Source organism: Commensalibacter nepenthis (assembly GCF_029953305.1).
Taxonomy (GTDB): domain Bacteria; phylum Pseudomonadota; class Alphaproteobacteria; order Acetobacterales; family Acetobacteraceae; genus Commensalibacter; species Commensalibacter nepenthis.
This window is the reverse complement of record NZ_JASBAN010000001.1, coordinates 1,820,100-1,841,054: the sequence shown is the minus strand read 5'-3', so window position 1 is coordinate 1,841,054 and position 20,955 is coordinate 1,820,100. Positions and strand designations below refer to the sequence as shown.

Here is a 20,955-nt window from a genome sequence, read left to right as displayed (position 1 = left end):
TCCTTTATATGACGATCGCTATTGATTATCTTCAGAAAATTATCATTATAGATATATATATTTTTGTTCTAATATAAAATTATATGCTCCATTTTCTGATGATTGATTTAATATAAGGTAATTTCAACAATGATTACATATCCAACCTCTCCCCTAGCAGTTCCTCTTCCATCACTTCCTGCTGTTCCTGGGGTACGCTTGGCTTCTATTGAAGCAGGGTTGAGATATTCTGGGCGCCTAGATTTAACCTTAATGGAATTTGCACCATCCACCACTATCGCTGGGGTTTTTACACAAAATAAATGTCCCGGTGCTCCTATTGATTGGTGCCGTGCGATATTACCCAAAGGTCACGCCAGAGGATTATTAGTTAATGCGGGCATTGCCAATGTCTTTACTGGCAAGGCTGGATTTGAAGCAGTTCAACGCTCTGCCGAGGCTGCTGCCAATGCCATTGGCTGCTCTGCAGAGGAAATTTTTATTGCTTCGACGGGGGTGATTGGCGAACAACTGCCATATCAAAAAATTGTTGATAACATGCCAAAACTTTACCAAAATCTCGATAAAAATCAGTGGAAAGAAACAGCACAAGCTATTTTAACAACCGATACTTTTGCCAAAGGATATTCCCTACAAACAAAAATCGGCACTGAAAACGTTACGATTCAAGGAATCGCCAAAGGTAGCGGAATGATTGCTCCTGATATGGCAACGATGTTGTCTTTTGTAACAACCGATGCCAAATTACCTGCTTCTGTTTTACAAACCCTCCTTTCTGAAAAAGTTAAAACAACCTTTAATGCCATTACGGTTGATTCTGATACATCAACTTCGGACACATTATTACTCTTTGCAACAGGCGTTGCAAATACACCCGAGATTACAAACCCTACCGACCCTCGTTTAACTGATTTTGCTAATACATTAGAAAAAGTTCTGAAAGAGCTTGCTTTATTGGTAATTAAAGATGGTGAAGGGGTTAGTAAACTAATTGAAATTACCGTTACGGGTGCTATTAATAATGACTCTGCCCATAAAATCGGCATGTGTATTGGCAATTCTCCTTTGGTTAAAACGGCGATTACGGGCGAGGATGCCAATTGGGGGCGTGTGGTAATGGCAGTTGGAAAAGCTGGTGAACCTGCCAACAGAGATAGCTTATCGGTTGCTATTGGTGATGTATGGGTTGCCCATGAAGGCGGTGTTCTTATGGATTATGACCGCGATACGGTTGCGCAGCATATGAAAGAAGAAACCATCAAAATTAAAATTGACCTAAATCTTGGAAGTGGTAAAGCAACGATATGGAGCTGTAACCTCACCAAGGGCTATATTGATATTAACGGTTCTTATCTTCGTTCTTAAGACATCTATTTTTTCTCTTACTCTGGGATTATCCAATTTTATGACGGCTATTGACACTTTATCCAAAATTGCCCCTTCTGACTTAAGTGAGGAAGAAAAAAAGAGAATATTGGCAAAATCTGCACAATTTTCTCCTCCCTCTTCTGTATTACCTGACGGCAGAACAGAGCTGGTCGGACTATCACGCGCAGAATTAGAGCAACTATTAGTTGATATGGGTGAACAACGCTTTCGTACAAAACAATTATGGCATTGGATATATCATAAAGGTGCTACCGATTTTAACGAAATGACCTCTATCGGCAAGCCTTTACGTGCGAAACTAATCGATCGATGTGTTGTTAGTCGTCCAAAAGTCGTCACAGAACAAACATCAAAAGACGAAACACGTAAATTCTTATTCCAATTCAGAGATGGTCAAGAAGCTGAAACCGTCTATATTCCCGATCGTCGTGAAGATCGTGGTGCTGTTTGTATCTCTTCACAAGTTGGATGTACACTCTCTTGTCGTTTTTGCCATACAGGCACACAAAATTTAGTGCGTAATTTGGGAGCAGCTGAAATTATTGGTCAATTTATGGCTGCCCGTGACAGCTATGGTGAATGGCCAACTCCAACCGCAGACAGACCTCGCCTTTTATCAACCATTGTTTTAATGGGTATGGGTGAACCTTTATATAATTACGAAAACATCGCCAAAGCCATGCGTATTGCCATGGATGACGAGGGTATCGGTATTTCCAGACGCAGAATTACATTATCTACTTCTGGCGTTGTCCCGATGATGGATCAATGTGGAAGTGATTTAGCTATTAATCTTGCTATTTCTTTACATGCAGTCAGAGATGATTTGCGTGATGAAATCGTTCCGTTGAATCGTAAATATCCTATCAAAGATGTATTAGCCGCTTGTCGCCGTTATCCAGCTGCAAGTAACTCAAGGCGTATTACGTTTGAATATATTATGTTACGTGGTATCAATGACAGCGAAGCGGAAGCTCGGGAACTGGTGCGGTTATTAAAAGGCATTCATGCCAAGGTAAATTTGATTCCGTTTAATCCTTGGCCTGGTAGCGATTACAAACCATCAAAAACAGAACAAGTTCAAAAATTCGCTGATATTATTATGCAAGCAGGATACTCATCCCCTATTCGAACCCCAAGAGGCAGGGATATTCTGGCAGCTTGTGGACAGTTACGCACTGAAAGTCAACGAATCAGAGCAACAGAAAGAGAAGACAGTAAGGTAATAATGTAGTTTCTTTTATTAAATTTCGACATAAAAATCAATTAACTTAAAAATGACATATTTTATTGTCATATTTTTGGGAATTTATTTTTTAGTTAATACAACCTTTTGTGATAAAGACATTATTTAATGATTGTTAATGCAAAACGTGGTCTTCGATTTATTCTTCAAGATAGTGTTAAACCTCTTTCTATCCTTTTTATTTGGGATATGCTGGTTGTTATTTGTTATAAATATTTCCACATTGACTGGTTTGACCAATCAGCGTTGCCAACAGCTTTGATTGGATCTGTTCTTGTATTATTCATGAATTTTCGCAATAATACAGCTTATAATCGGTGGTGGGAAGCAAGATCACATTGGGGATTAATCACCAATAATTGTCGTTCTTTTTCCAGACAATGTTCAACAATTTTAAAAAGTCATCCTGATCTTACCCGTGCTATTGCTGGATATGCTTATGTTTTAGCATATCACTTACGTGGCAAGGATGCCTTATTAAATAGCAATGTCAAACGTGTATTGCCCGTTCATATTCAGGATTATATCAAAGGATTAAGAAATCAACCTAACGGCGTTTTATTCCAAATAGGGTTAATGGTAACTCAAGAGGTTGAAAAGAAACAAATTGATGGCGCCATTCATTCTCAGATCGATCGAATTTTGTCTGATATCGCAAATGCGCAGGGTGCATTGGAAAGAATCAAAAATACACCTTTATCCATTCAATTTTCTACCTTACCATATTTCTTGACAGAAATAACCTGTGTTATTTTACCTTTTTCAATGGTACAAACTTTGGGATGGTTCACACCACTAGGTTCCGCACTTGTGGGTTTCCTGTTTATGGCATTATACAAAATTGGTAGTGATTTACAAAATCCCTTTGACGAAAGCCCACATGCTGTGCCAATGTTAACCATGACACGTAGTTTAGAGATTGATTTACTTGAACAAATCGGCGATCCAACCGGGGCTCCGATTGCGCCTGTGAATGGTATACAATGGTAATATAAAATTCTCTTACTTGTAAATCGAACAAAAAACAATTATGGTGACAATTTATTAAATTTATGATAGCTTCATCGTATGAATATATTCCGTTCCCCTCCAAAAGGCGGTGTCACTGATGAAATGGCACGCGCTGCTATTGCGAAAACAGCTGCTCAAGAAGTAGACAATAAAGATACTTTCCCTTTCCAAGAAGGTGATGCCATTGTATATGCGGCACACGGTGTTGGACGTGTTGATCGTATCGGTGTTGAAGAAATTGCTGGTACTAAACTGGAAATGATACAAATTTCATTTCCTGATAATCAAATGACCCTGCGTATTCCATTATCAAAAGCAAAAAAAGCTGGATTACGTAAAATTGCTTCCAGAGAGATCGTTAGCAAAGCGATGTCAACAATCAAAGGAAAGCCACAAAATAATAAAGGCATGTGGGCCAGACGTGCTGTTATTTACCAAGAAAAAATTAACTCTGGTGATTTGATGCAAATCGCAGAAGTACTTCGTGACCTTCGCCGTAATGTTGACAGTCTTGATGGCAGCTTCAGCGAAAGAAAACTTTTCGAAGCTGCACAAGAGCGTTTTGTTAGCGAAGTCGCAGTGCTAGAATCCAAAGATTCAAACACTGTTTTAAGTGAGCTTACTGAAGCCATGAAGTCCGCTTAACGAAACAAACCGCTATTTCATCACAAGAGGGTTGTCAAACCCTCTTTTTTTTATCTATTGATATTTCTATAAATTTATAATTTAACTAATGATTATAATAAATTAAGTTCATGGACTAAAAGGCACATTTCGCCATGTTTTTCAAAAAAAAATCACAACATATAGTTTCAAATACTCAACAACAGATTCTCTCTACATTAACTACAATTGTTGGTCATCGTAATATTACGATTAATCCTGATAAAATGGGTTTATTTTGTAATGGTTTTCGGTATGGATCAGGCAAAGCCATTGCCGTTGTACAGCCAAATACGTTACTTGAACAATGGCAAATTTTAAAAGCATGTGTCAAAGCCAATGTGATTATTATTATGCAAGCTGCCAATACGGGCCTAACAGGTGGATCAACGCCTGATGGCAATAATTATGACCGTGATATTGTTATTATCAGCACAATGAAAATGAAGAAAATTTTTCTTCTGAATAATGCCGAACAAGTCATTTGTTTGCCTGGTTCAACATTAAACGATCTGGAAAAGAAGCTGAAACCTTATCATCGTGAGCCACACTCTGTCATTGGTTCATCTTGTATTGGAGCTTCTGTGCTTGGGGGAATTTGTAATAATTCAGGGGGTGCCCTAGTACAACGAGGTCCAGCCTATACAGAAATGGCACTTTACGCCCAATATACGCATGATGGGCATTTAGAACTGATCAATCATTTAGAGATTGAGTTGGGAAATACACCCGAAGAAATCTTAACCAATTTAGACAATAATCAATTTGATAGCCATAACGTAAAAAAGACAGAGAAACATTGTTCAGATCATCACTATAAAGAGCAGGTTTGCCAAGTTGATTCCCCTACACCTGCGCGTTACAATGCTGATCCCTCTCACTTACATGAAGCCTCAGGCTGTGCAGGTAAACTTGCTGTATTTGCAGTAAGGTTAGATACTTTTCCGCAAGAAAAAGAAACGCAAGTATTCTATATTGGCACAAACAATCCCGATGATTTAACACAAATACGATACGACCTTCTTTCTCAACATATTATTCCTGTTTCAGGGGAGTATATCCATAAAAAAGCCTATGATATTGCTGCTATTTATGGAAAAGACACTTTCTTGTTCATTAATTACTTTGGAACAGATTATATCCCACTATTCTTTAAGATTAAAAGTCGCTTTGATTATTTGACGAAAAAATTCAGTTTTCTACCTTTGCATTTCAGCGATAAACTAATGCAATTCGCAAGCACTTTATTTCCTCAACATCTACCTGCCCGCATGAACGACTATGCAAAAAGATACGAACATCATCTTTTATTAAAAGTAGGAAAAGATGATATTGAAACAGTAAAAAAATACTTAGGCAACTTGTTTCAAACACACAAAGAAGGCAGTTTTTTTGAATGTATTGCTGACGAAGGGAAAAAAGCTTTTCTACACCGTTTTGCGGTGGCAGGTGCAGCTGTTCGCTATCGTGCCATTCATCATAAAACAGTTGAAAATATCCTCGCCCTTGATATTGCCTTACGTCGCAATGATAAAGAATGGACAGAAATCCTACCCCTTGGAATTGAAAAAAAATGTATGCATAAACTCTATTATGGTCATTTCTTCTGTCATGTATTTCATCAAGATTATGTGATCTATAAAGGACACGATATTTTTGCACTTGAAGAAGAAATGTTAGAGATTTTAGATCAAAGAGGAGCAGAATATCCCGCTGAACATAATGTTGGACATTTATACCAGGCGAAGGAATCTCTCAAAAAATTCTATCAAGAACTTGATCCATGTAATATTTTTAACCCAGGTATCGGTAAAACTAGCAAATTAAAAAACTGGGAAAACTAAAATAATTTTGATAAATAAATTATTATCTTATTATTTTATTGATCTAGTGATGGAAAAAATTTCTAACTCTTCTAATGATGATATAATCAATCAAGCAAATATTCTTTTACATCAAGGGAAATTTGAAGAAGCCCTTATTTTACTGCTTCCCTATAAGAATGATAAATTCAGCCTACCAATCATGACTTTAATTGGAATTGCATATGCAGGGTGTAAAAAACCGAAAGAAGCTGCATATCATCTTTTTTCAGCACAACAGCTGAAAGAAAAATCCTATCAACATGTTTGCAGCGAATTAGAACCTTATTTGGGCAGCTATAATTTATACGATGTGATATTTAAAGTATTCAAAGAAGCCTTTAAATATCAACCCGAAGATGAACTCTTATATATTGCTTATGCTAATGTTCTGCAACATACAAAACAATCATCAAAGGCAATTTTATATATCAAAAAATGCTTAAAATTTTCAAAAAAAGAAGATTGGTTACTAAACATATTAGCCACTATTTTTTTCGAAGCAGGAAAATACCCACAAGCTTTCAAACTATATAAAGATCTAGAACAACGCAATCCAAATAACATCACTGTTCTTGCGAATATTGCCTCTTATTATAATGCTATCAATGATGCAGAGCAGGCTTTATTATATTATTGTAAAGTCATTATGCTCAATCCCCTATGGCCAGCAATACGGGTTAATTACTCATTATGTTTGTTGAAAGCACAATATTATTATCAAGGCTGGGCAGAACATGAATATCGCCTAGATACACCCAATCACACAAATTTACCGCGTGAAACATTGCTTCCCACATTAACAAAAACAACGGATATCAAAGGGAAAAAGATCCTGATTACCCAAGAAGAAGGGCTTGGAGATACCCTAATGTATTTACGCTTTGTGCCAGAGCTTATCCAACGGGGTGCTATCGTTGAATTATGGGTGGCGGAAACAATGAAAGGGCTATGTGAGCGGATCAAAGGAAACCCAATAGTCAAAATTGGTGGTGAGGAAGCACCCCCTTTTGATTGGCATTGCCCTTTTATCAGCTTGCCCAGAGTATTCAGTGCAGATCCAAATAAAGTTAAATTTAAACCTTATTTAACAGCAGCTCGCAAGAAAATAAATTTTTGGAAAAAACAACTCCCCCAAACCCAGAATTTAAAAGTGGGGATTGTTTGGGGAGGGTCCCCTCATCCCAGCGATGCTTATGCGGTTATGACAGATAATAAACGTTCTATTGATTTACAAAAGCTCATCCCTTTATTCCGATCGGTCAAAAATGCCACTTTTATTAGTTTACAAATGGGACATCATGCTCACGAAATAAATGATTTACCAAAAAATATTTCAATCTTTAACCCGATGAACGAGGTCAAAGATATGGATGATACTGCTGCGATCATTAAAAATATAGACCTCGTTATTTCGGTTGATACATCTGTCATTCATTTAGCAGGCGGACTTGGATGCAAAGCTATTTTATTGGATCGTTATGATAATTGTTGGCGTTGGATTTCCGGGGCAGAATATAGCCCTTGGTATCCAAAAACCAGAATCATCCGACAAACACGCCCCAGAATATGGAGTGACGTTGTTCAAAGAGCCATTTCTATTTTACAAGAAATGGCTGATAAGCATGAACCAAGAACAACCTAGTAATCGAATTTATATAATAATCCGATACTGCTTCCTGGATCATTATCTGGTGTGACAAAGCCACTTCTGTCTTGACCTGTTCCGACTGTTGCTGTGGCTTTTAAACGCTTGGTAATATCAACCTGCACTTCGGCTTGTGTTCCAGCCGTTCCCGTGGATTGTTTAGCACCAAGATAAACACCTTTCATCATATATTTACCTGCTGAAACACTGGTTCCTGTGGAGGAGCCTTTACCATCGCTGCTACCGCCTCCAACGGATAAACGATCAAGCCCCAAGGTTTTACGAACTGTTCCCAATGGGTCAAATCCACTTCCTTCACCACCTAATGTTGCCAACGCTACCCCAATTTCAGCCATTTGAGTTGTAGAAAGACTTTGTGAATCAACACCAAACAGCAGCATTGCTAAGACGCGATCTTGAGATAAAGGTGGAGATGAAGTTAACGCTATTTTAGGAGAGCTGGCATATCCAGTAATGGCTAAGCTGACTGTATTGCCTTCAACAGATTTTTTGACTTCAAAATCCAAAGAAGGATCCATTTTATGATCGACGTTGCTACCTTTAAACCCAATAATCCCCTTGGTAAATTCTAGGGAAATACCAGCCAAATCAATATGACCATTCTGCATTTCAAAACCGCCTGAGATTTGTGGTGCATTGGCTGTCCCGCCAACATGTAAAGAACCCGCCATATCCGTAAACAGCCCAAACCCACGCACTAAAATTTGTCCAGCAGATTTGACAGTTAAATTCAAACCAATATCAGGTCCTGAAGAGTCATGCTGCACGACTTCGACCTTATCGCCTGGGCGTATCACTTTTAACGGAACAACAGAACGTGCCATAGAATGGGGAATATTAATATCCGCATGTTTAATCTTAACAACTCCATCAACATCAACACGGGTTTTAGCCATTCCTTTGATGTTAATATCGCCATCCAAGACCGCTGTCAGTAAATCACTGACCAATGGTCTGGCATTTTTCATACCAAAATGCAAATTAATAGGCATACCCGGTTTAAACACACCTACTTGACCATTGGCATCCATTGTTCCGTTTCCCGCTTTGGCTGAAAAAGACTGTAAAATAATGGAATCTCTTTGCCCAATGATAGAAGCTTGAATGTTACGAATACTTACCCCTTGAGCATAATCACGAAAGTTGCCATTCGTTAAATCAATATGCCCCGTAATGACAGGCGAATTAATATTCCCATTGACCTGCATTGCCATATTCACTAACCCAAGAACTTGTTGACCTGATGCACCAACAATTGCGTTGGCTACTGATAGATCAACGTTGCTATTTAATAGCAATACCAAATTCCCTTTAGGTTGTAATGGCACGGTTCCAGTCACACTGGCATTTACTTTTTGTCCAACTTGTAATTTTGTATCCAACCTTGCTATATTACCATTTAAATTTGCCTGAGCATTTAATTGTGCAGGGGGCAACGAAGCCGCTGCACCTGTCATCAATTGCATATTACGAGCACTAACTTGAATCGACCCTTGTGGTTTTTCGATTGATCCTTGTAATTTTGCTTGAGCGTTAATAACGCCTTTGGCTTTTAAATCTGGAGCGAATGGTTTGGCCAACACTGGAGTAATATTTTGAATCGACGCTGTTAACGCCAATTTTGGCTTAACCTCGCCTGCGATATCAATGGTTGCTGGGGTTGCACCAGATGGAGCTATTGACATTCTAAGGCGATTCACGGCTATTTTTTCGCCGAAATCAGCTTGTACAGGTGATAATAAACGAATATTCTCGCCTTTTACCAATGCCGTAAATTTTTGAATATCTAATTTTTTCTTTAATAAATTTAGCGTAAGCGCCGTATTAATATTACCTTTGGCATCCATTAAGCTAGGGAAATTACCATTTAAGGTTAATTTTAAATTATCCATTCCACCATTCGCAGTCATATTTGCGTTCCCCTGAACTACTTGAGGGACTTGTAACTGGTTGGCTTGTAATTTCAAATTAACAACAGGTTTTTGAATTAGATTTTCCACAGAGCCTGATAAAGATAATTTGCCAATTTTTGCCTGAGGCATTGCAATTTGGCTATTCAGATCGACCATTAATCTTGATTTATTTTCAGGTGAACTATGAATATCTAAATGAATATTCCCATCAATCTTTTGATTAATTAACCGGCTAAAATCAGATAAACGCACAACATCAAATTTAATTGTTCCAACAGGCAACATGTTATTTTTCGACATCACAATATCTGCCACAGCTTTGATGCCTCGCCACTCCATTTGTTGTAGTTTTAAATAATAAGCTTTTTGTTGTTCGGATTGACCTGCTTGTAATTGTATATTCACAGGCGTTTGATCCAAAGTCCCAGTCAGCCCGACCTCAGCAATTGGTTTTGAGGGCAAATGTTGGGCTTTCGCTGTCAGCTTCAACTGGCTGGGTCTTACCACATATCCACTTTTGGCAGCGGTGGTAAAATTGGTTGTTAATTGTAATTGTGCGGCTAAGTCATTTAAAGAACCATCCAAAGTGACCTGAGCATTTGCTTTACCTTTTAACATTGGCGCTGCTGCTGCCAACTCTTTGATGTCCAAATTTAACAAGCCTTTGACTTGCTCACCAATCAATGAACCTTGCACATTTAAACCAATCTGTTTTCCTTTAAAGGTCAAAGATTGTAAATCAATTTTTTGATCTTGCCCTTGAATAATTTGTGCATGTAACCCAAGATGCCCTTCTGATCCAACCATTTGCACCGCAATGGGCATACCCCCCGTAATCATTAAGGGTCCATCAACATCGATATATATAGGGTTTTTAGGATCTTCTGGTAGTGCAAAAGCCATATTGAGAATTGCAGAACCTTTTAGATCAACATTACCAGCTTTTGCCAAAGAACTGAGTTGTGGAGCAAATAAATCCAAACTTCCATGCAAAGAAGGTTTTATAAAAATACGCCCCACTGCTTTCATCAATTGATGATCTAATTGTAGATCAATAGGTTGGTCCTTTTCCTTAGGATGATAAATTATATCCAAAGATAATGGACTATCTGCTAATAATTGAGGTTGGCTGCCAGGAATTCGCAACCCATCAGCAACAAGGTTTAATCGAATCCAAGGGTCAAACCGCGTCCTTTGATCATCCAAAGAGGCTAAATCTTCCCCTTTGAACTGTAACAACAACTTATTTACCATGGCGTCCCCAGCCGCCAAGTTGGTCAGCTCAAATTTCCCTTTACCAGATGGAGATTGAAACGCACCGTATAATTTCGCATCCAAATTCCACCCACCCCATCCAATTGTAGGGCTTATCGTCATTTCAGGGGAATGCCCAGCTAAAGCAATATTCATTTTAGAATGAATAAGATCAACATCACCATTCAGATTTAATTTGGCTTGAGCAGCAGATAAATCTAGGTTTGTTTGTAATTGATTATATGAACCTTTTAATACAAGATGTAATGCCAATGGCGTGACTTGATCCCTCTTTAATAGACGTTCAACCAATCCGTCAGATTGTTTTTTGACATTAATTTTTAAAGACGCATTATTGAATTTTTGATTACCAATATCTGCCAATAATTTCAGATCTGTAGCCTGATTTAATTCCCAAAGATGTAGAGACAAATGAATATTTGATAAATCACTCACAGATTCTATCTCAACGACTTTCAAAACATTTTTAATCGCAACGTTGCCTTTTAGCCCTACAGAAAGGTCAATCGGTGCGACTTTGTTTGAAACGAATAATTTATCAACTTGAATATCCTTAATATTCGCTGCAATCGCCATATTGGGTAAAGAGCTAGCACTATTTTCAGAAGGTGCCTCTGGCTCTGTTGGCGAAGGCAAATCATATACATTAATCTCTTTGGCATATAGGCGATCGACATGAATTTCTTTACTTAGTAATGCCAATAAAGACCAATCTAGTTCGGTTTGTTTTAAGGATAACCAAACCCCTTTTTGTGGGTCTTGTAACTCGATGGTTGCAACACGTAAATGATTAGGAAAAGACCCTGATAATCCACTGACAATCACTGTATGATTTGTTAATTCCCCAATCTTGCTCGCTAAATAATTTTGTCCTTTTTGGGTATTCACAAAAACCATAGCACCTGTAATGACAAGGATCATCAATCCCAAAACACCACCGACAAACCATCCCAAACCCCATAGGATACGATGCCGTTGACGCCATTTTTTCTTGGATGGTTTTACATGTTCATTTGTTTGTTGGTCGATAGGGTGCATCAAAGTTTGTCTCCTAAACCAAGATAAATTCGCAATTTGTCATGACTGGCAGGGGTTGGATATTCTGGTAACCGAATTGAAAAATGCAAAGGCACCAAAGGTGCATTATATTCTTTTCCATATATTCTTTTCCATTTTTACGTTCGACGCTGGCACTGATTTTTTCTTGTAATAATGCCCAAGGCGACCAATTCAATTGCTTTTGTTTGACATCAAGCCATGTCCCAATTTCGACATTTTTAAATTGCATTTCAGCAATATTCATATGCGTAGGAACAAACCCCGTTATTCCCAGAATCTGAATACGATCGTTGGTATGTTTTTGAATTTCAGTAGCGATATAGTTTTTACCTGTTGATGTATTTACAAACACCCACACACCAACAACAAACAAAAAAAACAGGGCTAGAATACTGAATACCCCCAGCATAAAATACCGCAAAATGAGATGTTTATGGCGCCACTTTTGGGAAGTTACAATATTTTCTTGTTGTTCCAGCATCATCAGAATGTCTCACCTAAACTAATATACACCTCAAATTTATCGCCTCTAGGTGGACGATTCATCGGTAATGCAACATCTAAACGAATAGGTCCCAAAGGTGTATAATACTTACCGCCTGCCCCCACACCCACTCTTAAATCTCCTTGGAAAGGCATACTGGTTTTACTGACTTGCCCAGCATCCACAAACGCTTGTGCGCCAATAGATTGTGTAATTTTTTGACGAAACTCCACCGTTCCAGCATCCATCGCTTTTCCCCCAACCGCATATTTCGTTCCTGGGAATTGAGGGCCTACCCCTTGAAAACGAAACCCTCTGACGGTTGCAGTCCCCCCAGCATACATACGTTGATCTGGTGGCAAGTTCATTCTTGAGGCTCCTTGAATACTTCCGACCGTTCCTCTGAATGCAAACACACTATCCCCTGGATCTGTTAAACCTATTTTTGCAAGGTCTAAATATGTTGAAGCACTACCTTCTAATATTGCAAAGAAAATCGTACCATCACCAAAAGAAGTTGTCGGTGTTACGGAAACCGATCCCTTCATTCCATGAGTTGGCGACATCATTGGGCTGTCCAAATCTGTGCTGTCATATCGAACATTTAATGGCACGTTAATCATCGTATAGTCATTGCGTATATGTTGCTGAATAATGCGCTCTTGTATCGCGCCTAAATAAACAGAAGCCCTCCACCGTTTATTGATTTTCCGATTCAGCCCCCCTTTGATTAAAAACGCGGTTTGATTGTACGAATATAATTTTTGTTTAACCGCTTCGATACGTGCATTCAGATCTTGATCTCTGCGTCCAAAATCAGGCTTGGTAAAATCAGCATAAATATCATATCCCAATCCTTTTTGTGCTGTGCCACCTAGTCCCGTCGCCAAAGCCGCAATATTCAGTTTTTCAGCATTGCCAAACAAATTACGATGCGCCCAACGCACCCCTAAACGTCCGCCTAAATCTGTTGAGTATCCTGCTTCAAAGCTAACAGACCTTCGTTTTGATTCTTTGAAAGTTAGCACCAAGGGTAATTTGCCATTCGCATCGAGCTTTGTTGCTGCGGTGGCATCAATACTGGAAAAAACACCCAAAGAAGCCAAATCTTGTCGCGCGGATTCTATTTTCGAAGGCTGATATAACTGACCATCATGCAATAATAAACGCTTACGCACAAAAGCTTCGTTAACTTTTTTCAATCCTTTAAAGTCAATATCCCCCAAGTCAACTATCGGTCCAGGATTGACTTGATACACAATATCGAGTGTTTTCGTATCTGGGCGCAAATAAGCCACAGGATCATTGATCTTTGCCAATGCATGCCCATCTTCTCGCAACGCTGTCAATAAACGCCCCTTCGCTGCAACAACATCGGCGGATATGGCAGATTGTCCAGACTTTAACCCAAAGGCTTTTTGCTGATCTGGGGTTAATGTTATGGGTTGAGTGGTTACTTGAGGCTTGGGGTTTGATGGTGTCGAACTTTTGACAGGTTGTGGTATTATTGGTTTATTTTCCACCAACTCTATTTTACCAAGATGGTATTGATCCCCTTTATCAATCTCAACAACGATAACCGCCTCTGTTTTTTCAGGAATATTTGCAATAAAGCTAGGTAGGTCGGGGTTACTGCCATCCATTGCGTTGGTTAATTGAGTAACTTGATGTATATCCGATTCTGTTTTGTCTTTTTTCTTATCCTCGTCAACGTTTGCCAAGGCTTTTCCTGCACCAAGTTTAATGTGTATTTTAGCATTGTAATATCCAAAGCTATCCATTGCACTTTGCAGACGATCATAGTCGCCCTTTACCCGCCCAGCCAAGGCAAATGCTCCGACAGGTTTGGTTTTTTTCAAAGACACAAGGCTTGACACATCGGATAAAGTGGCATCAATATCCTTATTGCCTGTTGGTCTTATTTCTACTCTATAAGTCTGAGGGTCGGCTGCCATTGCGACATATGTCGAGGAAAAAGTCCCTGCAACCACCCCCCAACACAAGCAGAAAGCTATTTTTGAGGGTCTTATCTTTTTTATACAATAAAAGTAACTTAATTGCAGTTCAGTGAACAACAAATCTTTATTCCCTCTATCCTATTGATATAATTACAGTATTTTTATTCGGCATCGATTGTTAAGAAAGACAAAATTAATCTGAGCATATAGTGTGACGACCTATTTAACCTTATATATAAAACATTTCACAGCACATCATTATGAAAAACCATGTATAATTTATAAATATTGGCACTATAAAGATGTTGTGATATAAGTACAACATTTTTAAAACGTATTATAAGACATATCCTTGTAGTTCTTTTTAACTTCTTATAGAATGCCGACAATTGTTAGTAGAACATTTTACCCAATTTTCAAAACCTTTGTAATAAGCAGCTGTCATACCTTGAAATACTTATCCTTTTTCAAACGAAATTTACAAAAAATATTGTGCAAACCAACCTCGTCACAGATGAAACATTCCCCTTTGCGTTCTCCTAACCAAAAAAAGCATTTTATACAACTTGATATTCATCAATCACCTATTACATACCCTCATTTTTTATCTAAATTTTCGACTATTTATCAAAGAATCAGAGCCGCAAAAAAGATTAGCATTGTCTTGATATGGACTATTCTTTGTATGCCTTTTCAAAGCCTGTTTATCAAACTACCTGGCTCTGCGAAAATTAATTTTGCACGTTTTTATTGGCGTAACGTTTCTAGAATATTAGGGCTTGACCTGCGTATATTTGGAAAACTTGCAGAACAAAAACATCAATCTGGCTCACAAAAACGACCTATTATTTATATCGTCAATCATACTTCTTGGCTGGATATTGCATCCATTGGAGGATTATTACCAGGAGCTTTTGTCGCCAAAGAAGAAATTGGCTCTTGGCCAGTGATTAGTACATTATGTCGTTTAGGGCGCGTTTTATTTGTCAGTAGACAGCGTCAATCGACAATCAAAGAACAACAAACCATGGAAAAAAGATTAGAAGAAGGTGGAAATCTAATTTTATTTCCAGAAGGCACCTCAACCGAGGGGTCTCATCTTGCGCCATTTCTATCTTCTTTCTTTGTGTTGGCAAAACCCATCAGCAAAACTGTTGCCTATCCTATCCCAATCATCCAACCAATTTCAGTTGTATATGATCGTCTGGGTATGTTGCCAGTCAATCGCCTACGCCGCCCTATCTATTCTTGGTATGGCGATATGGAGCTGACACCTCATTTATGGGATTTTTGTAAATGGTCTGATATGAGAGCCTCTATCATTTATCATGAACCACTTTATCCCGAAGAGTTTAAAAACAGAAAGCAATTATCACAAAAAACATGGGATATTATTGCGACAGGTACAGCTTATTTAAGACAAGGGAAATCTGAGGAGGATATTAAAAAAATAATATAACTTATTTGAACTATTATTTTTTTTAATATTAACCGTAATATTGCAAAATATTTCAATAACTGTTGATAAGACCTAGCGCTTTTGTGAATAGCCTTTTGAATATTTTACTCTATTTAATAAGATGAACCTATTTAATATCATTCAAGGTTCTGAAAATTATGACAAACGCATCCTCTTTACCTCATGATGTGATAAAACCTTATGTTACAGGAGCAACGCTAAGCCTTTCCTATACACATGGGTATCACGAACAAGTTGACAATGCTATTGCCGGCTTTCTACAAGGAACGGGAATAATAAAAGCACCAACTTTATATATCAATCTTTCCCGCGCCACATTAATCGAACATGCCATTAGCAACCAAGAAGGAACCTTGTCCAAAGACGGTGCCTTTGTTGTTAAAACAGGACAGTTCACAGGGCGCGCCGCTGGCGATAAATTCGTTGTCGATGAAGACGAAGTTCGCGATCAAATTCAATGGGGGGATATTAATCATAAACTCTCCCCTGCTCATTTTACGCAATTATTGTCAGAAGTTGGCGGTTATCTTCAGGGACAACCATTATATATTCAAGACCTGTATGCAGGGCGTGATATGAATTGTTGCACACCAATCCGATTAATTACAACCAGTGCTTGGCATGCTCTTTTTGCCAAGAATATGTTTGTCAGACCCGAAGATTTAAGCGAGGAAGAAAAAGAATCTGTTAAACAAAATAACAGACAACCTTATACAATTTTACATGCCCCTCATCTGTTTTTAAATGCGGACAGATGTGGCACACATGGATCAACGGCTGTTACCACTTCTTTCAAAGAAAAATTAATTGTTATTTGCGGCACACAATATGCTGGAGAGATTAAAAAATCTATTTTCTCTGCGATGAATTGGCAGCTTCCTGCTGAAAATATTTTGCCAATGCATTGTTCTGCTAATATTGGTCAGGACGGTGACGTTGCTATTTTCTTTGGTCTTTCTGGAACAGGTAAAACTACTTTATCCTCTGATCCTGAACGTATTTTAATTGGTGATGACGAACATGGTTGGTCAAAAACAGGTATCTTCAATATTGAAGGCGGATGTTATGCCAAAGTAATTAATCTTAATAAAAAAACCGAACCTGAAATCTGGAGTGCATCTTTACGATTTGGCTCAGTCTTAGAAAATGTTATTTTAAATACGGATGCTTCTCCTGATTTTGATAACAACTCTTTAACAGAAAATACGCGTTCTTGTTATCCTGTTGATTTCATTCCCAATGCCTCCACATCTGGCAAAGGTGGTCTTCCTTTAAATATCGTGATGTTGACCGCAGACGCGTTTGGTGTCTTACCTCCTATTTCAAAACTGACCAATGCACAAGCGATCTTTCATTTCTTAATGGGGTATACAGCACGTATTGCTGGCACAGAAAGCGGATTAGGCAAAGAGCCAAAAGCTACATTTAGCCCTTGTTTTGGTGCCCCGTTCTTGCCAAGACCTGCAGATGTGTATGGGGCGCTGTTAATGAAGCGATTAGAAGAAAATCCTGACATTCAATGCTGGTTAATCAATACCGGTTGGAGCGGTGGTCCATACGGGATTGGCAAACGTTTTTCTTTACCTCATACCCGTCAATTATTGCATATGGCGTTGAATCATTCGTTAAAAGACGTGCCTTTTGAAACAGAAAAACATTTTGGATTGCAAATACCCACAAAAGTAAATGGAATCCCAAGTGAGTTGTTAAATCCAGCACTCTGTTGGGCGGATCCACAAGCCTATCATAGACAAGCAGAAGAACTGGCGAAAATGTTCCAAAAACACTTTGAAACGCTTTCTCAAAATTTACAAGGTGCGATTCGTTTTGATGGGGATATTTTTTCTTCGAACCTAACGGTTAAACGTTTATAAAATACTTGTCTCAACGCCTTTATTTTTATAAAAAGATAGCTTGGTTCAATTTTTCTTGTTAAAAATAAGAACCTTGCTGTCTTTTTTATTTATAATAGGTTGCTTACCGAATGGTTGATACCAGTTTTTCTCAAATTGCTCAGTCTACACAAACGATACCAAAACGTTATTTGCATGTGATTACATGGGGATGCCAAATGAATGTGTATGACAGTAATCGTATGGTCGATTTATTACGTCCCCTTGGTTATAAAGTAACTGACGAGGCTGAAAAAGCTGATGTATTAATTTTAAACACATGCCATATTCGTGACAAAGCAACTGAAAAAGTCTTTTCTGAGCTGGGAAGATTAAGACAAATCAAAGAATATCGTGAAGAGCAAGGTAATCCAACATTAATCGCTGTGGCGGGCTGCGTTGCACAAGCTGAGGGTGAAATTATTCTCAAACGTGCTCCTTATGTTGATATTGTTTTTGGACCCCAAACCTATCATCGGCTACCTAAGATGATATTAGATGTCGCTCGCAAATCGGGTAATGTGATTGAAACAGACTTTCCAACCGAAAGTAAATTTGATTTCTTACCCGCGCCCGATAAATCGCAAGGATATACAGCCTTTCTAACCATCCAAGAAGGCTGTGATAAATTTTGCTCTTTTTGTGTGGTTCCTTATACAAGGGGTGCAGAAGAAAGCCGTCCTGTACAAGCCATTATCGATGAAGCAACCCATTTATGCAGCCTTGGTGTCAGAGAGATTTCATTACTTGGTCAAAATGTCAACGCGTATCACGGTCAAGGTCCTGATGGAAATATTTGGGATTTGGTCAAACTGGCTGAAAAATTATCGACCATTCCAGGGTTGCTTCGTATTCGTTACACGACCTCTCATCCAAATGATATGAACGATTCCCTCATTGCAGCACATCGTGATTTACCCGCTTTAATGCCATTTTTGCATTTACCTGTCCAATCAGGGTCAGACCGAATTTTAAAATCGATGAATCGAGGGCATACGGTCAGTGAATATTACGCAATTATAGAAAAATTAAAAAAAGCCAGACCTGATATTGCGTTATCCTCAGACTTTATCATCGGGCACCCAGGTGAAAGCATCGATGATTTCAAAGCAACGATGAAATTGGTCAACGATATTACCTTTGCACAAGCCTATTCTTTTAAATACTCACCTCGTCCTGGCACTTCTGCTGCGGTTTCAATGAATCAAATCGCAGAACCCGAAAAAGATGCACGTTTGCAAGAATTACAAGCTGTATTAAAAGATCAGCAAACACAATTCAACAAAGATACTGTTGGACGCAAGATTCCCATTCTTTTTACCCATAAAGGTCGTAAAGAAGGGCAAATCGCTGGCAAGTCCCCTTATTTACAAGCCGTTCATGCTCAAGGAAATGATAGTTTGATTGGTCAAGAATGTATGGTAGAAATAGATGAATGCCTTACTTTTTCTCTATCAGGATATCTTGTCAAAGAAAGCACATCCCATTGAGCAAACAAACCGATAACCGCCCTTTTATCGTTTCAGAAGAACCACTAGACGCGTCCTCGTTGAAAACAACATTGCAGTTTAGTGACAATCTTGTCCTAGCACATTTGATCGGCGAACATGATCGTTACTTGATGCAAATTGAAAAAGAGCTTCAAGTAAGCTTAGGTTGCCGAGGAAATTATGTTGTTATTGAAGGGAATATACAACAAGTCGAGCTTGGTAAAGCCGTTCTTAGCAATCTTTATAACCATATTTATCATCAAAAAGACATTAATTCGACTGTCGTTGATACGATTATTCGTATGACCCAAGATGGGTTGCTGGAAACCAGCACATATTCTCAGGCTTCCTCTCCTGAACAAGCTGATGTGATACCCAGCAATGCCCCCAGTATTACGACACGCCGAGGAACAATTTCTGCACGCACGGCTGGGCAGGCGGAGTATCTTAAACTACTACTCAAACATGAAATGGTTTTTGGAATTGGTCCTGCTGGCACGGGCAAGACCTTCCTTGCCGTTGCACAAGCTGTTTCAATGTTGTTGTCTGGTCAGGTAGATCGTATTATTTTATCTCGTCCTGCTGTAGAGGCGGGCGAACGATTGGGCTTTTTACCTGGGGATATGAAGGAAAAAATCGACCCTTATTTACGTCCTTTATATGATGCACTCCATGCCATGATGCCTGGCGATCAAGTCATTAAACGGTTAACCAATGGTGAAATCGAAGTCGCCCCTCTTGCGTTTATGAGAGGGCGTACGCTTGAACATGCTTATGTTATTCTGGATGAAGCGCAAAACACCACCACTGCACAAATGAAGATGTTTTTAACACGTTTAGGACCAGGATCCAGAATGGTGATTACAGGGGATCTCAGCCAAATTGATTTGCCTTCTAATATCAAATCAGGATTAAAAGATGCTGTTGAAACGTTGGAAGGAATTCAAGGCATTGAAATCATGCGTTTCCAAGCCCAAGATGTTGTCAGGCATCCTTTGGTTGGTCGAATTGTGAAAGCATATGACAAGCGTTACGCACAACAACATCCAGATTTTCAGAAAACATAAAACATTTATAAATCCATGCAGCCAATTTATCAAATCCGCCATAGCCTTAATGAAAATTTAATTATACAAGAGCAACAATGGCGGCGTTTTATGCCTAAATTATTGCCATTGATCTATCGTATCCATCAAATTCTTCCTATTACCGAAGATACCAATTTATGTTTTTCCAATGATCTTTCAATTAAAAAACTGAATGATCAATTCAGAGGGAAAAACAAACCTACCAACGTATTAACCTTTGAATTACCTGGTGGGGGTATGATAGGCGGTGATATTATTTTTGCACTGCAAACGATTCAAAAAGAAGCACAGCACAATAAAAGACCTTTTATGCATCATTTGGCGCATTTAATGATTCATGGCTTATTGCATTTACAAGGTTACGACCATATTTATGTCAACGAAGCCAAAGAAATGGAAATGAGAGAAGCAGTTTTATTACAGAAACTTAATATTCCCAATCCTTGGAAACTCTATCCCTCACGGAGTATATAATA

General features: G+C 38.6%; 14 protein-coding genes. 11 read left to right on the top strand and 3 right to left on the bottom strand.

The window, feature by feature from the left end; translation table 11 throughout:
• Positions 1-129: 129 nt before the first annotated feature.
• The 6 genes from argJ (at position 130) to QJV33_RS08620 (ending at position 7,816) form a co-directional block, all read left to right on the top strand.
• Positions 130-1,365, top strand: a complete 1,236-nt coding sequence (argJ, locus tag QJV33_RS08645; protein ID WP_281462948.1) for a bifunctional glutamate N-acetyltransferase/amino-acid acetyltransferase ArgJ — start codon at positions 130-132, stop codon at positions 1,363-1,365.
• 40 nt (positions 1,366-1,405) lie between these two features.
• Entirely contained in the window at positions 1,406-2,623 is a 1,218-nt protein-coding gene (gene rlmN / locus QJV33_RS08640) for a 23S rRNA (adenine(2503)-C(2))-methyltransferase RlmN (RefSeq protein ID WP_281462947.1), read from the top strand.
• A 120-nt stretch (positions 2,624-2,743) separates the two neighbouring features.
• Positions 2,744-3,625 (top strand): bestrophin family protein, encoded by an 882-nt coding sequence (locus QJV33_RS08635; RefSeq protein WP_281462946.1) that lies wholly within the window; start codon positions 2,744-2,746, stop codon positions 3,623-3,625.
• Between the two features lie 78 nt (positions 3,626-3,703).
• Positions 3,704-4,291 carry a CarD family transcriptional regulator gene (locus QJV33_RS08630; RefSeq protein ID WP_281462945.1) on the top strand — a complete coding sequence of 196 codons (588 nt, stop codon included), beginning with the start codon at positions 3,704-3,706 and terminating at the stop codon, positions 4,289-4,291.
• Between the two features lie 134 nt (positions 4,292-4,425).
• The gene (gene dld / locus QJV33_RS08625; protein WP_281462944.1) at positions 4,426-6,153 is read left to right on the top strand and encodes a D-lactate dehydrogenase; all 1,728 of its coding nucleotides are present in this window, start codon (positions 4,426-4,428) and stop codon (positions 6,151-6,153) included.
• 49 nt (positions 6,154-6,202) lie between these two features.
• Entirely contained in the window at positions 6,203-7,816 is a 1,614-nt protein-coding gene (locus QJV33_RS08620) for a tetratricopeptide repeat-containing glycosyltransferase family protein (RefSeq protein ID WP_281462943.1), read from the top strand.
• On the opposite strand, the gene QJV33_RS08615 is transcribed toward QJV33_RS08620, so the two are convergent.
• Genes QJV33_RS08615 through QJV33_RS08605 form a run of 3 tightly spaced genes read right to left on the bottom strand, consistent with a single transcriptional unit; the run spans position 7,813 to position 14,526 of the window.
• Positions 7,813-12,066, bottom strand: coding sequence for a translocation/assembly module TamB domain-containing protein (locus QJV33_RS08615; protein ID WP_281462942.1), 4,254 nt, complete (start codon positions 12,064-12,066; stop codon positions 7,813-7,815). The genes QJV33_RS08620 and QJV33_RS08615 overlap by 4 nt on opposite strands.
• 13 nt (positions 12,067-12,079) lie before the next feature.
• A complete protein-coding gene (locus tag QJV33_RS08610; protein ID WP_281462941.1) occupies positions 12,080-12,571 on the bottom strand; it encodes a hypothetical protein in 492 nt (163 codons plus the stop codon).
• Positions 12,571-14,526, bottom strand: a complete 1,956-nt coding sequence (locus QJV33_RS08605) for an autotransporter assembly complex protein TamA (RefSeq protein WP_281462940.1) — start codon at positions 14,524-14,526, stop codon at positions 12,571-12,573. Before QJV33_RS08605 ends, QJV33_RS08610 begins: the two co-directional genes overlap by 1 nt.
• Before the next feature lie 517 nt (positions 14,527-15,043).
• Between QJV33_RS08605 and QJV33_RS08600 the strand changes: the two genes are divergently transcribed.
• The 5 genes from QJV33_RS08600 to ybeY all read left to right on the top strand — a co-directional run bounded on the left by QJV33_RS08600 (position 15,044) and on the right by ybeY (position 20,953).
• Positions 15,044-15,988: a lysophospholipid acyltransferase family protein gene (locus tag QJV33_RS08600; protein ID WP_281462939.1), complete on the top strand. Its 945-nt coding sequence runs from the start codon at positions 15,044-15,046 to the stop codon at positions 15,986-15,988.
• A gap of 158 nt (positions 15,989-16,146) precedes the next feature.
• Positions 16,147-17,883: a phosphoenolpyruvate carboxykinase (ATP) gene (pckA, locus tag QJV33_RS08595; protein WP_281462938.1), complete on the top strand. Its 1,737-nt coding sequence runs from the start codon at positions 16,147-16,149 to the stop codon at positions 17,881-17,883.
• Between the two features lie 110 nt (positions 17,884-17,993).
• Positions 17,994-19,391, top strand: a complete 1,398-nt coding sequence (miaB, locus tag QJV33_RS08590; RefSeq protein ID WP_281462937.1) for a tRNA (N6-isopentenyl adenosine(37)-C2)-methylthiotransferase MiaB — start codon at positions 17,994-17,996, stop codon at positions 19,389-19,391.
• Positions 19,388-20,458: a PhoH family protein gene (locus QJV33_RS08585; RefSeq protein WP_408869654.1), complete on the top strand. Its 1,071-nt coding sequence runs from the start codon at positions 19,388-19,390 to the stop codon at positions 20,456-20,458. The genes miaB and QJV33_RS08585 overlap by 4 nt, the downstream gene beginning before the upstream one ends.
• 15 nt (positions 20,459-20,473) lie before the next feature.
• Positions 20,474-20,953 (top strand): rRNA maturation RNase YbeY, encoded by a 480-nt coding sequence (ybeY, locus tag QJV33_RS08580; protein ID WP_281462936.1) that lies wholly within the window; start codon positions 20,474-20,476, stop codon positions 20,951-20,953.
• Positions 20,954-20,955 lie beyond the last annotated feature (2 nt).

Bases quoted from the DNA above. Each gene is read 5' to 3' on its own strand.
- QJV33_RS08615 (WP_281462942.1), bottom strand. From the start codon at position 12,066: ATGCACCCTATCGACCAACAAACAAATGAACATGTAAAACCATCCAAG.
- QJV33_RS08630 (WP_281462945.1), top strand. From the start codon at position 3,704: ATGAATATATTCCGTTCCCCTCCAAAAGGCGGTGTCACTGATGAAATG.
- QJV33_RS08600 (WP_281462939.1), top strand. From the start codon at position 15,044: ATGAAACATTCCCCTTTGCGTTCTCCTAACCAAAAAAAGCATTTTATA.
- QJV33_RS08620 (WP_281462943.1), top strand. From the start codon at position 6,203: ATGGAAAAAATTTCTAACTCTTCTAATGATGATATAATCAATCAAGCA.
- QJV33_RS08610 (WP_281462941.1), bottom strand. From the start codon at position 12,571: ATGATGCTGGAACAACAAGAAAATATTGTAACTTCCCAAAAGTGGCGC.
- QJV33_RS08635 (WP_281462946.1), top strand. From the start codon at position 2,744: ATGATTGTTAATGCAAAACGTGGTCTTCGATTTATTCTTCAAGATAGT.
- dld (WP_281462944.1), top strand. From the start codon at position 4,426: ATGTTTTTCAAAAAAAAATCACAACATATAGTTTCAAATACTCAACAA.
- QJV33_RS08605 (WP_281462940.1), bottom strand. From the start codon at position 14,526: ATGGCAGCCGACCCTCAGACTTATAGAGTAGAAATAAGACCAACAGGC.
- ybeY (WP_281462936.1), top strand. From the start codon at position 20,474: ATGCAGCCAATTTATCAAATCCGCCATAGCCTTAATGAAAATTTAATT.
- argJ (WP_281462948.1), top strand. From the start codon at position 130: ATGATTACATATCCAACCTCTCCCCTAGCAGTTCCTCTTCCATCACTT.
- pckA (WP_281462938.1), top strand. From the start codon at position 16,147: ATGACAAACGCATCCTCTTTACCTCATGATGTGATAAAACCTTATGTT.
- miaB (WP_281462937.1), top strand. From the start codon at position 17,994: ATGGTTGATACCAGTTTTTCTCAAATTGCTCAGTCTACACAAACGATA.
- rlmN (WP_281462947.1), top strand. From the start codon at position 1,406: ATGACGGCTATTGACACTTTATCCAAAATTGCCCCTTCTGACTTAAGT.